Source organism: Cytobacillus eiseniae (genome assembly GCF_017874625.1).
In the GTDB taxonomy this organism is placed as follows: domain Bacteria; phylum Bacillota; class Bacilli; order Bacillales; family Cytobacillaceae; genus Cytobacillus; species Cytobacillus eiseniae.
This window is the reverse complement of the sequence record NZ_JAGIKZ010000015.1, coordinates 1-15,269: the sequence shown is the minus strand read 5'-3', so window position 1 is coordinate 15,269 and position 15,269 is coordinate 1. Positions and strand designations below refer to the sequence as shown.

Sequence of the window (15,269 nt, the reverse complement as noted above, 5' to 3'; positions counted from 1 at the left end):
AGTGTTCAAGAGGCAGAAAATCAAAAGGGAAAATAAAAATCGGCCATCATGAGCGATTCATGATGACCGAAACTAAAGATAAGCTGCTAAAGAAACAGTAAACAAACCGTTAGTTTACTTCCACCTGCCTAGCTTTCACTTTATATACTTGGTATAAAAGCAAAGCAACAAAAGACAGGACGATTCCTGAAAAATAAGGCATTCCGATAGCGACCGAGAAGAGCCATCCGCCTAATGGAGGACCAGCAATTCTCCCGAGTGAATCGAAGGAAGATAATAGCCCGGTTGTGCTGCCATGCCCGGTTCCTGATCGCTTTGTTAATAAGGAAGAAATACTTGGTCGAATAAAGCCATTGCCAATTCCGAATATCGTTAAAAACAAGGCTGCGGTTGTAAAGCTATTGATGAATAGAATTAAGGTAAAACCGAGGGCAGAAATAAGAATACCAAGCTGAATGACAAATCCCTCGCCAAGCTTTTTCGTTAACCGTCCGACCAACCCGCCTTGGACGATAGCTGAAGCAAATCCCATAATCATAAAAATATAGCCTAGCTTAACAGCACCTAAGCCTGCTTTTTCAGAAGCAAAATAGGCGAAGGTTGCTTCAAGTCCTGACAATGATAAAGAAACAAACAATTGCAAGATAAACAAGATTGAGACAGGACCATTAAATGCTTTAAGGATGGAAGTCTTCTTTCTCGTTTGGTCTTTTCTATGTTCAGGAGTGAGTGACTCTTTTAAAATAAATAACACAAAGAAAAAGGTGAGCAATGAGAAGGCGCCTGCGATATAGAAAGGAATATGTAAGCTTGACTTAGAGAAAATGCCACCGATTGCTGGTCCGAAAATAAAGCCAAGACCAGTTGCAGCGCCAATAATCCCCATTCCTTTTCCGCGATCCTCTTCTGAAGTAATATCTGCCACATAGGCCATAACCGTTGGCATATTAGCTGAGGACAAAATGCCACCGATGATTCTAGCTACAAAAAGCATCCAGAGCTGTGAAGATACGGCCATTAAGAAAAAAGATAAAGAAAGTCCAGCGATCCCGATCATAATTACAGGCTTTCGTCCAATTCGGTCAGAAACCCTGCCCCACATCGGAGCAAAAAGCAATTGCATTAGTGAATAAACAGCCATTAATAATCCTAATTCAGTTGGTGTAGCGCCGATTTCCTCTGCATAAAAAGGCATGACAGGAATAATAATTCCAAACCCTACCATTACAAGAAACATAATTGCGAATAAAATAGGTAAAGCCCTTCTTGTTTCCAAAATTAAATTCACTCCATTTAAATAGCATTAGTATCATTGAATGTCATGTAAATTATACCATTAGCTTGATCGTAAATAAAAATGAAGGGACCCAAGGTTAAAGAGAATCGATAAGGGGAAAAGATCGTCCTAATAAATTGAGTAACCAACAATTATGTTATTAATAACAAGCAAAAGTCTCATCAGTCTAGTGCATGCAGCAAAACACAAGGACGAGTATGAAATGATTCAGGTGTAGCAATTGCAGGACTTTTTACAGCAGGTGAGTTCGCAGGATTTGGTGGGGGTGGAATCCATGGGTCTCGCGCATTAGAAGGTACTTTTTGTTGGAGGCTGTCTATTCTAAGGGCGAGTAGCTGGCCATGCTGTTGCAGAAGAAATGTAGAAAGGAAAAGCAACGAATCAAATTCAATTGACGCGTTGCTTTATATGATGGCTTTTTATTTAAATTGAATCGTTGCTTCGTAACCAAGCTGATGAAAAAACGGGGTCAGCACTTTGACTGCACTATCCTCTGCTTTTGCTAGCAACCCCAATTCCATTGCTTCCTCTATAATTTGCTTCTGGGCAGCAGCGGTAAGATCGAAGCCTTCGTCCCACTTCATTTCACTCCTAAATAGCCCTTCTTCCGAGTAGGTTTGTATCTTGTCCATTTGTATGGAAGGGTCTTGGAGCATGGTCGCATGTGGAATCGTCATGGTGATTTTCTTGCTGTCTTCATCGATTACAATATCTTTATCTGTAATCATTTGTAAATCAACACCAGCTAATACAGTTGCTGGAACAATTAATAAGGTCGTTCGTTTTGTACCAGGGAAATTCACATTTAGTTCTTTATTAAAAAGCTTATTATCTTCTTCTTTTATAATGGCTGTCACAACCGCTTGAGCGGTAGCCAATGTCGCTAGTTCTTGAACACTTTCAACAATGGATATCGTTTCACTTTTGAAGGTACTGCCAGCAAATAGTTTATAGTAAGTGAAGGCACCTAAGCTACCAGCAAGAAATAGAATAATAGCAATCAATAACACTCGTATTTTTAAGAAAGAGCTTAGAAATGGAATGGAGAAACGAGGTTTATATTTTGTTTCCATCGCTATCGCTGCAGCTGTTTCCTTTTTGCCAGCAAGAATTTCTTCTTGTGCAGCTTTTCTCTCGCTTCTAGTTTTCATAGATGGGTCCTCCTTTTTAATGATAGAAAGAATATCTTTTATTATAGAACATTTCAATCTACTTTTGTGATTTTAGGCAAAGTTCACAACATCTTCCTATTAAATTATTATAAATGTTATACTATTCAAAAAAGGGGGATTCAACATGGAGGAGAAAGTAGTACATGCGGTGCAGGATTTTTATCCAGAGGATTTTGCTTGGTGTTATGGATGTGGCCGAATGAATAAGGAAGGACACCAATTTCGAACAGGCTGGCAAGGGGAGCAAACATTAACCATTTATACACCAAAGGAAGAGCATACGGCGATTCCAGGCTTTGTATATGGAGGATTAATTGCTTCATTGATTGATTGTCATGGAACAGGCTCTGCAGCACTGGCTTTGCATCGTAAAAATGGCCATGAGGTTGGAGATGGGGTTGAACCGCCACGTTTTGTAACGGCATCCTTGAAGGTTGACTTTGTGAAACCAACCCCACATGGCGTGCCATTAAGGGCGGTTGGGATCGTAACTGAAATTCACCCGAAGAAGTGGAAAGTAGATGCTGAAGTATTTGCGAACGAGAAGATTGTTGCAAAAGGGGAAGTTGTTGCGGTAGTCATGCCAAGTTCATTTGCTAAAGGTGGAGAATAAAAAAGGACGCGGCTATTCCTTTTTTCTAAGATGATGTTGAATATAAAGAGCATTTCTTCATAATGAAGAATGCTCTTTTTTACTTGGGATTAAAATTAACAACAATAATATTGTTTAAATCAGTAATATTTTATCGTAAATCGATAAAATATGTGATAGAATAAAAAAAACAATCAATATGTGAGGTGCTTTTTTTATGAAACAAGTGTCAACGCTATTTTTGAAGATAGCTGTTATCCTTATTGGCATTCCTATTCTTGTTATGTGCATCTTCTTGGTGCCTGAGATCGGGAATGTTGCAGCGGAAATGCTTCCATCATTTTCTTATGTAAAATATTTCGTTTTCTTCGTTTTTTATGTATCGACGATCCCTTTTTATTTTGCATTGTATCAGGCATTCAACCTTTTACGCTATATTGACAGGAATCATGCTTTCTCGCAAATATCTGTAAATGCTTTAAAGAAAATTAAATACTGTGCCATTACAATCAGTAGCTTGCATGTACTTATTTTGCCACTCTTCTATGTATTTGCAGAGATCGATGATGCACCTGGTCTCATCTTTGTTGGGTTGGTCGTGCCTTTTGCATCGTTGGTAATCGCAGTCTTTGCTGCTGTTCTTCAAAAACTTTTACAAGAAGCAATTGATATAAAATCAGAAAATGATTTAACGGTCTGAGGTGAAGAAAATGGCGATTATAATCAATATTGATGTCATGTTGGCGAAAAGGAAAATGAGTGTAACAGAACTTTCAGAGCGAGTTGGCATCACGATGGCGAATCTCTCTATATTGAAAAATGGCAAGGCAAAGGCCGTTCGATTAACTACTTTAGAAGCAATCTGCAAGGCATTAGACTGCCAGCCTGGTGATATTCTTGAATATCGAAGTGATGAAGATACCGAAGAATAATTTTTCCGTTATTTCACTAAAGGGGGAGCTGTTAATGGATTTAGTCATGCAAAAAGGGAGACAGAAAAGCAAGCATGCACTGATACAACTTGTTCATTTTGGATGGGAGCAGGCTTTATCCTGTTTGTTTCCAGTCGTCATCTTTGCTTCTTTGGCTGTGACAAAAATTATGCCACTTCCGTTCTTGCCACGGTATGATTGGCTGCTTATCATTTGCCTTCTGATGCAGTGGTTGATGGTACGTTCAGGACTTGAAACACGGGATGAATTAAAGGTGATCACATTATTTCACTTAATTGGGCTAGCTCTTGAACTTTTTAAGGTACATATGGGCTCTTGGTCTTATCCAGAGGAAGGATATAGCAAGATTTTTGGTGTGCCTTTGTATAGTGGGTTTATGTATGCAAGTGTTGCGAGTTATCTTTGTCAGGCGTGGAGAAGATTGAAGGTTGAACTAGTGAAGTGGCCTCCATTTTTGCTCGTTGTGCCACTTGCTGCTGCTATTTATTTGAATTTCTTCACCCATCATTACTGGATCGATATACGTTGGTGGCTATCCGGTCTTGTCCTTCTTGTCTTTTGGCGATCATGGGTCGAATACGAAGTGAATGGCACAAATTATCGCATGCCGATTGCACTCTCTTTTGTGCTCATCGGATTTTTCATCTGGGTAGCTGAAAATATTGCTACATTTTTTGGGGCTTGGGAATATCCAAACCAAGCCGATGCATGGAGCCTTGTCCATCTAGGAAAGGTGAGTTCATGGCTCTTACTAGTTATTGTTAGCTTTCTTATCGTTGCGACATTAAAGCTGACAAAAAAGGAAAAACAGCAATGAGCACAGATGTATTTTCCATTAACAACTAGCAGGTTCTAATATCGGTAATACGAGCAGACTAATTCGCATCGTAATTGGTCTGCTTTTTTATTTTCATATAATAATAGGAAATAGCTGATTATGTTAAACAAAGCATCTGGAATTTTGATAACTTTGTATTTTATTTGTATTCGCATATATTGGTACTTTCTTAACTGACATGATAAAGTATGGATATAAAGCGGTTAGCGGTTGTTTAATAACGTTTTTAATCAGCCTATTAACCGTGTTGACTATTGTACAAATTTTTTCAGAGAGGGTTTTGTCGATGAATAAAATAGCTATTTTGGGTGCGGGTTCTTTAGGAACAATTATTGGAGCATACCTTTCAAAAGGAAATCAAGAGGTAGTGTTAATTGATGTTAACGAAGAGCATGTGAATGCATTAAATGAAACAGGGGCGAAAGTTTCTGGCACAGTTGATTTTACAACGCGAGTGAAAGCAATTACTCCTTCTGAAATGGAAGGATCTTATGATTTAGTATTATTGCTGACGAAACAAACATTTAATAAATCTGTTCTTGAAAATTTAACACCATTTTTACATAAAGAGAGCATTGTACTTTCATTACAAAATGGTGTTCCAGAAGAAACAGTGGCATCACTTGTTGGCAAAGAAAGAGTGATCGGTGGTTCAGTTGAGTTTGGAGCCACTTGGATTGGCCCAGGCGAATCATCCTTAACCACGGAGGAAAAGGCCTTTAAACAAAATGCTTTCCAAATCGGTGAATTAGATGGTTTAGTGACTGAAAGAGTAAATAAAGTGAAAGAGATTTTAGATGTAGTTGGCAGCACGTCTATTTCAACAAATCTAGTCGGAACAAAATGGACAAAATTATTAGTGAATGTGGCAATGAGTGGGATGTCAGCTGCTTTAGGATGTACGTATGGTGATATTATAGACAACGATATTTCAGTAGAAGCAGCAGCACGATTAGCTGATGAAACAATTAAAGCAGGTCATTCAATCGGTGTAGAATTTGTAGAAATGGCAGGACTGAACTTCAATATCTTTGAAATTAAAGATGAAACAGAAGTACCACAAAAAATGGCTATTCTGCGACAAGCATTAAAACCACAAGCACTTCTAAAAGCAAGTATGCTACAAGATCTTGAAAAAGGAAGAAAAACAGAAATTGGCGAAATTAACGGGGTGATTCCAGAAACAGGGAATCCAAATGGTGTGAAAACTCCATTTAATCAGTTAGTTGTTAAACTTGTTAGACAGGCAGAAGAGACTGGCAAACTTCCTAAATTTGAAGATAACCTCACTTACTTTGAGGAATTACTAAAAACAGATTTTTAGGTCTAAGGTGGAAAAATCGAATTCATAAGGTTAATATTAATGACATAGAAAAACGCAGAGAGCATTCTCTGCGTTTTAATCATCTAATGACTTGTAAAATAACATGCAATAGCAAAATAAGCGGAAATTTTCCGGTTAAATACAGAATCAAGCTCATTTAGGGTGAAATAGGCGGAAATTTTCCGCTTATTCAATGAAAACACCCCTTATTTTTAGGTTTTTAAAGGAAATAGGCGGAATTTATCCGCTTATTTACGGCCTTTTTACTAATAATTTCGAAATAAGCGGAGATTTTCCGCCTATTTATCGGCTCAGTTGCTCAAACCAATCCGCGCGGTATTTTTACCAAAGGGCTAAAACTCTCTAAATCACTTTCACACAATTGGCAAGGAAATTTCGATTTGTGTGCCTTCTGGTGAGCTTTCAATGGAGAGCTTCCCGCGGTGTTCTTCAATAATATTCTTACAGATCATAATGCCTAAACCTGTGCCATGCTCCTTTGTTGTAAAGAAGGGTTCACCAATTCTATTCAATAGATGGGCTGGAATGCCAGAGCCTTGATCAATAATTTGGATACAAATGGAGTCTGAATCCTGATTTCGAATATAAATCGATATCCGTCCGCCGGTTGACATGGATTCTACCGCATTTTGTAAAAAATTGATGAAGACCTGTTTTAATTGATTTTCATTGCATTTAATGGGAGGTAAATTGGGTTCGATGTTCTTAACGATTTCAATGCTATTTAAATTGGTTTGTGTTTTTAACAAGGTAATGACATGGTTAACAATGGTATCGATATTTTTCAAGTCATATTTTACTTCTTGTGGTCGTGCGAGCACTAAAAGTTCATTTAAAATGGTCTCGATGCGATTGATTTCTGATGTAATCACATCGAAGTACATTTGGTTTTCTTTTAAATCCTTTTCCATCATTTGAAAGAACCCTTTAATCGCAGTTAATGGATTTCTAACTTCATGTGCAATTCCAGCAGCTAATTGTCCCGCGATCTTCAACTTCTCTGAATTAATAATTAAATCCTTCGTCTGCTTTTGATTGCTGACATCTCTGATGATGGCATGGACAGCTTGCTGGTCCTGATAGATAGTAGGAATCGTTTTTAATTCGACATCAATCACTTTTCCATCCATACGAATAAATCGTTTCTCAATCGGTCCAATTAATTCATTTTGCATATTTCGCTGCTTTAAGCGTTCATGGTCATCTGGATGAACAAAGTCATAGATTGGTCTTCCAACTATATCTCGTTTCTGTTTTAAGCCAAGCAGCTCGAGGCCAGTCTGGTTAATGAAAAGACATCGTTCCTCTTTCATAATGATGACACCATCTGGTGATTCTTCAACAATTCGATGGTATCTTTCTTCCCCTTCACGGAGCTTTTCTTCTGCTAGTTTTCTATTTGTAATATCTTGTATTTGGCTAATATAGTATAAAGGGTTTCCCTGTTGATCTCGTACTAAGGAAACGCTCATGAGCGCCCATATTGTGTGCCCATTTTTATGTATGTATCGTCTTTCTGTTAGAAAAGAATGCTGCTCTCCACTTTGTAGTGTTTGAATAATATGTAAATCAAGTGCGGAGTCTTCAGGATGGATGATGTCCTTAATGTTTAATGTAAGTAATTCACTTTTTTCATAACTAAGAATCTGGCAAAGCGCTTGATTTACTTTTAATAAGTCTCCCCCATTTGATGTGATTAATGCCATTCCAATTGCAGAATTCTCAAAGGCTTGGATAAATAATTGCGGATGATCTAATTTTATCTTTTCCAGCATTCATATATACCCCTCATATGTTGTTTTAAGGCAATCGTTTACATTTATCTGTATGTAGATGACCAATCTCGGTTTGACCAAGATTCTCTCCTTCATATAATAGCATTTTTTCTAGATTTGAAGTCGTAATTTTCAAATTATAATTACTCTTTTTTAAAACTATTTCTTCTATTATTATTCTATAATAATATTTAATGTCAATATTCATTAGGAATATTCCTTCGCCATCTAATCTGGAAATGGTAAAATAGAAGAAATATTTTTTAGAGGGGTATGACAATGGCTCAAGGAAAAACAAATGCAATGCGTATTCTTGATGCGAAAAAAGTTCCTTATGAAATACTCACCTATCAAAACGAGGATGGGAAAATCGACGGTGTATCAGTTGCTCAAAAAATAAATAAAGACGAAAAGTTAGTGTATAAAACACTTGTTGCAGAGGGGAATAGCAAACAAGTATATGTATTTATTATCCCAGTTGGGGATGAGCTGGATATGAAGAAAGCGGCAAAGGCGGTAGGAGAAAAAAGAGTAGAGATGATCGCTGTTAAGGATATTCAAAGGCTGACAGGCTATATTCGAGGAGGGTGCTCACCTGTTGGAATGAAAAAGCAATATCCGTCATTTCTTGACCTAGAAGCTGCGAAGTTGGAGAGGATCATCATCAGCGGTGGAAGGATTGGCATGCAAATGGAACTAAATATAGAGGATTTGCAGCTTGTAATTGGTGCGAAGCTAATGGAGCTTGTCAAATGGAAGGATTAGCGGCAAATGGGCATTCACCTATGAATGCCTATTTGCATATCGTAAGGGTGAAAACTATTCAGGGAATGAACGGGAAAGGACGTGTAAATGTGGCTGGAAAAATTAAAAATTACTTTGCCGGCGGAAATACAGCCCGTGGCTTTTATAGCTTATATGAATCGAATCTTCAAGGTCTTGATCGTTTATTTATTTTAAAAGGTGGGCCAGGTACTGGAAAGTCATCGCTAATGAAGGCAATTGGATCAGAATGGGCGGATAAAGGATTTGATTTAGAATATCTTCATTGCTCATCAGATAATGACTCAATTGATGGAGTCATTATTCCTGCTTTAAAAGTAGGGATTGTTGATGGAACAGCTCCACATGTTATTGAGCCAAAGGCACCTGGAGCAATTGAGGAATATGTGAATCTTGGTAAAGCATGGGATTCCAAAGCATTAGCCGTACAAAAAGAAGCAATTATTCAAATTAGTCAACAGGTCAGTCAATCCTTTGAAACAGCGTATAGCAAATTTGCAGAAGCATTAAAAATACATGATCGATGGGAAAAAATTTATTATGAGAATATGGATTTTGGCAAGGCCGACCAGCTGACAAATAAATTGCTGAAGGCATTTTTCGGCAACCTGCATTTGAATAAGCAAGCAGATGTACGCCATCGCTTTTTAGGGGCTGCTACACCGAATGGGGCTGTTGATTTTGTTCCTAATCTGACAGAGGATTTACCAAAACGGTATTTTATTAAAGGGCGAGCTGGCACTGGGAAGTCAACGATGCTGAAAAAGCTGGCAGACGAGGCAGAAAAACGTGGCTTTGACATTGAAATATACCATTGCGGCTTTGATCCACATAGTCTGGATATGCTGATCATCCGTGAACTTGGCTTAGCCATCTTTGATAGTACGAGTCCCCATGAGTATTTTCCTACTCGCGCAGGGGATGAAATTATTGATACGTATGAAATGATTGTGTCACCAGGTACAGATGAAATTTTTGCTGAGCAAATTAAAGAAGTCAGTGCCCAATATAAAGAGAAAATGAAAGAGGCCATTTCCTATTTAGCACAAGCAAAAGCACAGCGTGATCAATTAGAAGCTATTTATATCAACGCAATGGACTTTACAGTCGTTGATCATTTGAAAAATAACATTCGAACAGAAATTTCATCGATCGCATCTGAAATGAAATAAATACAATCAGTCAAACACAAATGTGGGCATTTGGCATACATTAAATGGAATGCATGAAGAGAGGGGAAATCATTTTTATGAATGACAGAAATTATCCGTTTTCACATCCCATTAATTATGTAAATCCTACATTTGATGCTCGAATATTTCCGGGAGGCTTTCCAAGCTTTCCTCCAGGCTTCCCACCTGGACATGGTCAGCAGAATACTCACCAAGGTCATGGACAAAGCCATAGTCATGGGCAACAGCAAGATGGACCACCATCATCTCCTCCACCATCCTTTACACCACAAATGCAGCAATCTAATTTCGCCGCATTTGCGGTCGATCCTGGAGCCATTAGGAGCTGCTTGCGTAGGTTCACGTTTATTTGGCTTGAAAATGGCCGGAGCTTCTGGTTCTTCCCAACCTTTGTAGGGAGAACATCCGTTGCAGGCTGGCGTTGGAGAGGCAATCGATGGGTCTTCTACGGAACAGACCTTAATCGCATTAGCTCTTTCCAATGTGTCTAAGTGTATGGACATGAAAAGACGGACTCCTAGGGGCCCGTCTTTTCATTTGGCTTTTATTAAAAGATTATTGGATAAACATCCCTCACAAAGAAAATGCATTCACATTTCCGTTGTGAGGTGCCGGCCTACCCAATGTTTTGCTTAGATGCTTGGGACGGCTGAGATTATCTCCAAGGAAAGGGAGCAACATCGATCAGAAATCAGCCTTTGCCCATTATGCATAATGAATCGGGCACACGTTCCGCTATTTGCTTCAATAACCATACTTTTGCAAACTTATCGGACATATATTCCGTTATTTTCCGAAAAGATGTTGTTTTTACCTCATTAGTAGCAAATAGCATACCTGGTGTCCGAAAACTCTCCAAAATAGCATGATTTATGAAAATAACGTACTTCATGTCCGCAATAATTTGGAATTGAATAACAAACAGAAACTTATTGATTTATGACACTGATTCAATAAGTTTCTTTCGAATGTTCTCAGATGATCAGAACGACTTCGTTTGCGAAACAGCCTTTTATTTCTAAGATTAAAAGAGAATATGTGCAGCGATTACGATGACTGGCAACGTAATGAGTGTTCTCTCGATAAAGATGATAAATAGGTCTTTCATCGATACAGGAATTTTTGATCCTAATAAAAGTCCACCCACCTCTGACATATAAATAAGCTGGGTAACAGATGTACAGGCAATAATAAAGCGAGTCATTTCACTCTCGATGGATGCACCAATAATTGATGGAAGGAACATATCAGCAAATCCAACAATGAATGTTTCAGACGCTGCTTTTGCTTCTGGGACTTGCATCAATTCAAGTAATGGGATAAATGGCAGCCCAAGAATTTTGAAAACAGGTGTATATTCTGCAATGATGAGTGCAATTGTACCGAGTGCCATCACAATTGGTGCGACACCCATCCACATGTCCAAAATGTTTTTACAGCCTTGCTCAAGGAATTTCTTAACACTTTGATTTTCTTTAGCCTTCGCAACTGCTTCACTTATTCCCCAGCTAAACGCATTATATCCTTTTGGAATAGATTCATCTAATTCGCTCTCTTTTCCTCCAAAATACGTATTTGGTTTTCTTGATAGCGGAGGAATTCTTGGACAAATAATCGCAGCAATTAACCCAGCGATTGTCACTGTTGCATAGAAGGGAGCAAACAATCGCTCTAAGTTAACTTGAGAAATAACAACAAGACTAAATGTAATCGAAACGACAGAGAAGGTTGTCCCAATGATAGCCGCTTCTTTCTTCGTGTAATAGCCTTCTTCATATTGTTTACTCGTAAGGAGGACACCGATTGTCCCGTCACCAAGCCATGAAGCAATACAATCAACCGAAGATCTTCCTGGCAGCTTGAAAATTGGACGCATAACCTTTGTTAGCATCGAGCCGAAGAATTCTAATAAACCAAAGTTTAAAAGCAGCGGCAAGAGTAAGCCTGCAAATAGAAATACAGAAAAGAGGATAGGAAGCAAATCATTTAAAATCATCCCCCCTGTATTTTCTGACCAAATAAACCGAGGGCCAATTTGATAAAGTGTCAAAATAGCGAAGAAGCCACCAAATATTCTTGCAGCAACCCATATAGTAGATACATTAAATAAACTATTGAAAAAAGGACGATTCATAATAAATGCCGGTTTAAAAAGCTTTGTAAAAATAGTACCAGCAAGCGTCAAAACAATGATAACCGTCATGATTGCAGGTAAGTATGAGTGAAGTAGATTCTGAACAGATCCTGAGAGAATAGCAATTGGGATTGTCATTTCACTATTAAATGTAATTGGAACCATAAATAGACTAATTCCGATTAAGGAAGGAAGGAGAAATTTTAATAAATCAATGAATGTTATTTTCTTTCTAGCTGTATCTGACAAAGTAATCACCTTTACTATTTATATTTATAAACCAAAATTCATTTTAATGCATAATAATGAAAATGCCAATCCTTCCACGCAAAGTCGCTATTTTCAGTCTATTAAAAGGAACTGAAATGCTAGGATACCTTTAAAAAACAAATTATGTTAAAATACGTAATAATCAAAAAAAGAGGTGAGCAGGTGCAAAGCTTTCATATTTACTGGACTTTTACAAAAAAGGCATTCCTTCGCTCAGCTGTTTATCGGTTTGATGTATGGTCACGACTAGGATCCAACCTCATCTTTCTTCTTATGTGGGGGTCAATCTGGACAGCTTTATATGCAGGAAGGGAAGAAGCAGGTGGCATTAGCTTTCAGGCCATGCTTACATATATTGTCGTCAGTCAATTTCTTACAGGAGTAAATGGTGCAGGAACCCCCTTATGGGAAATCCAAGAAAAGGTACGGACAGGGGATATTGCACTTGAATTAATGAGACCGTTTAATGTTCCCTTACGTTATTTATTTGCTGATTTGGGAAGTGTAGCTTTTTATGCAATCACCGCATTATTGCCTATTTATGCGATCCTATTTATTGTGATGGACTTTGCTCTTCCTACGAGTTTATGGACTTGGGTAATTTTCATAGTTGCCGCCTTTATTGGATTTTTGATCCGGTATTGCATTGAAATGGCCTTCGGTTTGCTTTCCTTCTTTTTAGTGGAAACGGGAGGAATTGAAGATGTTTTTTACTTTGCGATGTCCTTACTTTCGGGCTCTGTTATTCCACTTTGGTTTTTTCCTGAGTGGCTAGCTAATATTGCTGTCTATTTGCCGTTTCAAGGAATCTATTACATACCAAATGCCATTTTTATCGGGGAAATTGCTGGAGGAGAAATCTTGCTTTCAATCGGTTTGCAGATTTTCTGGGTATTCGTTTGCTTCTTCCTCTTAAGATTTGTTTGGCATAAGGCCTCACTTAAAGTAGTTGTACAAGGAGGATAAGAAATGGCTGTTGTTAAATATGTGAATCTCTACTTTAAGTTAGTTTCAGCAGGAATTCGGGCACAAATGCAATATCGGTTTGCCTTTATTATGAGGATTATTGGTCTCGTTACAGCGTATACAGGGACAGCGGTGACGATGTGGGTGATGCTCTATCAGTTTCAGATGCTCGGTTCATGGAACTTCTATGAAATGCTTTTCCTTTATGCGATTGCCATATTGTCATGGGGATTTTGCGTAGTTTTATTTTTACATTTTCGCAGTCTCGATACTTACATTTTGAATGGAACATTTGACCGGTTTCTAGTTCGGCCGATTAATCCCTTCTTTCATTTCATGTCGATGAAGTTTGATGTTGCTTCATTTGGGCAGTTTATTTTTAGTATTTTTATTTTTATCTGGGTTAGCTTTGAATTACATATTGGCTGGACGATTGGAAAGGTGCTGTTTTTACTTGCATCCATTGTTGGGGGCATTCTCATCCAAGGAGGCATGCTCGTACTGATTTCTGCGATTGCCTTTTGGACAACAAAGTCTCAGCAGTTCTACTGGGTTGTCATGTATCCAGCAAGAAATTTAACAAACTATCCATTGGTCATTTATCCGAAAATTGTCCAATGGATTGCCGCGTTTATCGTGCCATTTGGCTTTGTAAACTATTTTCCCGCAGCTGTAATTTTAGAAAAAGATGCACCATTTTTTCCAGCAAATATCGGCTATTTCTCCCCACTAGTAGGGCTCGTTTTCTTTCTTCTTTCCTATTATGTGTGGATGCTTGGATTAAGCCGGTATAAGAGTGCAGGCTCGTAAATGAGGAGGAAGCAAAGATGCCGATTATAGAAGTAGAGAATGTAAGAAAAGAGTTCAAGATTGCAAAAAGGGAAGCGGGGATGAAGGGTGCTTTAAAAAGCCTAGTGAAGCGGGAGTATATAAAAAAGGAAGCGGTTAATGATATTAGTTTTTCAATTAATGAAGGAGAAATTGTCGGCTATATCGGACCGAATGGGGCAGGAAAGTCAACGACGATAAAAATGCTGACGGGCATTCTTGTTCCAAGTGCTGGGCGTGTGCAAGTGAATGGACTTGTGCCATATGAAAATAGACAGGAGAATGCGAAAAGCATCGGTGTTGTGTTTGGACAACGATCACAGCTGTGGTGGGATTTGCCAACCATAGAATCCTTTGAGCTATTAAAGGCGATCTATCAAGTGCCTGATCAGCGGTATAAGAAGAATATGGCTACGTTTACCGAAATCCTTGGCTTAGATGAATTTCTGAACACTCCTGTTAGGCAATTGTCTCTTGGGCAAAGGATGCGGGCTGATATTGCGGCTTCTTTGCTGCATGACCCTCCGATTCTCTTTCTTGATGAGCCGACAATTGGTCTGGATGTTGTGGCAAAAGAAAGAATGCGCACATTCATTAAGGAAATTAATCAAGAGCGCAATATTACTGTTATCCTCACGACCCATGATATGGAGGATATTGAAAAGCTTTGTGAACGGATGATTCTTATTGACCATGGCATGAAGGTGTATGATGGAGAAATAGCAATGATTAAGGAAAGGTTTGGGAAAATCCGTACGCTTATTGTCGATTTGGAAGAATCTGCAGAGCGTCTGCAACTACTCGGTGGAGAAGTTTGTAAAGAAGAAAGCAGCCGCTGCTGGATTAAATTTAACCGTGATGAAGTATCTGCCTCTGATTTAATTGCCCAAATTACGAAGACTCATAGTATTAAAGATTTGACGGTAGAAGAACCGGCGATTGAATCGATTATTAGCCGTATTTATCAGGAGGGATATGAGCCGTTAAAGGCCTAAAAGAAATGATGGTAAAAAATTCAATTCTTTATTATTATTGGTTCATCACCAAAAGTCGGGGATGACAAAATTAACGCCCAGTTTCTAAGCGAAGTCGAAGAAATAAGTGAGCGTCGTTTCGATAGCCA

Annotated in this window: 15 protein-coding genes; 10 read left to right on the top strand and 5 right to left on the bottom strand. The window is 38.4% G+C overall.

The annotated features are described in order from the left end of the window. Positions 1 to 109: 109 nt before the first annotated feature. Positions 110 to 1,276: an MFS transporter gene (locus J2Z40_RS12840; protein WP_066398539.1), complete on the bottom strand. Its 1,167-nt coding sequence runs from the start codon at positions 1,274 to 1,276 to the stop codon at positions 110 to 112. Positions 1,277 to 1,716: 440 nt separating this feature from the next. Further along, complete coding sequence (locus tag J2Z40_RS12835) at positions 1,717 to 2,448, bottom strand: DUF4230 domain-containing protein (RefSeq protein WP_066398537.1); 732 nt, start codon at positions 2,446 to 2,448, stop codon at positions 1,717 to 1,719. A gap of 145 nt (positions 2,449 to 2,593) precedes the next feature. Between J2Z40_RS12835 and J2Z40_RS12830 the strand changes: the two genes are divergently transcribed. From J2Z40_RS12830 to J2Z40_RS12810, 5 genes are all read left to right on the top strand, one after another. After that, on the top strand, positions 2,594 to 3,082 hold the full coding sequence (locus tag J2Z40_RS12830; RefSeq protein ID WP_066398534.1) for a PaaI family thioesterase: 489 nt from the start codon (positions 2,594 to 2,596) through the stop codon (positions 3,080 to 3,082). Positions 3,083 to 3,278: 196 nt separating this feature from the next. Continuing rightward, positions 3,279 to 3,761, top strand: a complete 483-nt coding sequence (locus tag J2Z40_RS12825) for a DUF2975 domain-containing protein (protein ID WP_066398532.1) — start codon at positions 3,279 to 3,281, stop codon at positions 3,759 to 3,761. 10 nt (positions 3,762 to 3,771) lie between these two features. After that, positions 3,772 to 3,993 (top strand): helix-turn-helix domain-containing protein, encoded by a 222-nt coding sequence (locus J2Z40_RS12820; protein WP_066398530.1) that lies wholly within the window; start codon positions 3,772 to 3,774, stop codon positions 3,991 to 3,993. Positions 3,994 to 4,027: 34 nt separating this feature from the next. After that, positions 4,028 to 4,831: a DUF817 domain-containing protein gene (locus tag J2Z40_RS12815; RefSeq protein ID WP_066398527.1), complete on the top strand. Its 804-nt coding sequence runs from the start codon at positions 4,028 to 4,030 to the stop codon at positions 4,829 to 4,831. Positions 4,832 to 5,138: 307 nt separating this feature from the next. Next, complete coding sequence (locus J2Z40_RS12810; RefSeq protein ID WP_066398522.1) at positions 5,139 to 6,176, top strand: ketopantoate reductase family protein; 1,038 nt, start codon at positions 5,139 to 5,141, stop codon at positions 6,174 to 6,176. Positions 6,177 to 6,550: 374 nt separating this feature from the next. Here J2Z40_RS12810 and J2Z40_RS12805 read toward each other — a convergent pair whose 3' ends face one another. Continuing rightward, complete coding sequence (locus tag J2Z40_RS12805) at positions 6,551 to 7,972, bottom strand: PAS domain S-box protein (protein ID WP_066398519.1); 1,422 nt, start codon at positions 7,970 to 7,972, stop codon at positions 6,551 to 6,553. A gap of 279 nt (positions 7,973 to 8,251) precedes the next feature. Here J2Z40_RS12805 and ybaK point away from each other — a divergent pair, with 279 nt between their 5' ends. Together ybaK and J2Z40_RS12795 are read left to right on the top strand one after the other, a co-directional pair. Further along, on the top strand, positions 8,252 to 8,737 hold the full coding sequence (ybaK, locus tag J2Z40_RS12800; protein ID WP_066398513.1) for a Cys-tRNA(Pro) deacylase: 486 nt from the start codon (positions 8,252 to 8,254) through the stop codon (positions 8,735 to 8,737). Between the two features lie 89 nt (positions 8,738 to 8,826). Further along, positions 8,827 to 9,927, top strand: a complete 1,101-nt coding sequence (locus J2Z40_RS12795; protein WP_066399624.1) for a PRK06851 family protein — start codon at positions 8,827 to 8,829, stop codon at positions 9,925 to 9,927. A gap of 126 nt (positions 9,928 to 10,053) precedes the next feature. Here the strand turns inward: J2Z40_RS12795 and J2Z40_RS20165 are convergent, their stop codons facing one another. Together J2Z40_RS20165 and J2Z40_RS12785 are read right to left on the bottom strand one after the other, a co-directional pair. Further along, positions 10,054 to 10,194 (bottom strand): hypothetical protein, encoded by a 141-nt coding sequence (locus J2Z40_RS20165; RefSeq protein WP_209795154.1) that lies wholly within the window; start codon positions 10,192 to 10,194, stop codon positions 10,054 to 10,056. 778 nt (positions 10,195 to 10,972) lie between these two features. After that, entirely contained in the window at positions 10,973 to 12,331 is a 1,359-nt protein-coding gene (locus J2Z40_RS12785) for a YjiH family protein (protein ID WP_066398508.1), read from the bottom strand. Between the two features lie 183 nt (positions 12,332 to 12,514). Here J2Z40_RS12785 and J2Z40_RS12780 point away from each other — a divergent pair, with 183 nt between their 5' ends. The 3 genes from J2Z40_RS12780 to J2Z40_RS12770 are packed head-to-tail and all read left to right on the top strand — an operon-like array spanning position 12,515 to position 15,141. Further along, positions 12,515 to 13,318, top strand: a complete 804-nt coding sequence (locus J2Z40_RS12780; protein WP_342590336.1) for an ABC transporter permease — start codon at positions 12,515 to 12,517, stop codon at positions 13,316 to 13,318. A 3-nt stretch (positions 13,319 to 13,321) separates the two neighbouring features. Further along, positions 13,322 to 14,128, top strand: coding sequence for an ABC transporter permease (locus J2Z40_RS12775; protein WP_066398504.1), 807 nt, complete (start codon positions 13,322 to 13,324; stop codon positions 14,126 to 14,128). A gap of 17 nt (positions 14,129 to 14,145) precedes the next feature. Further along, positions 14,146 to 15,141, top strand: a complete 996-nt coding sequence (locus J2Z40_RS12770; protein WP_066398503.1) for an ABC transporter ATP-binding protein — start codon at positions 14,146 to 14,148, stop codon at positions 15,139 to 15,141. Positions 15,142 to 15,269 lie beyond the last annotated feature (128 nt).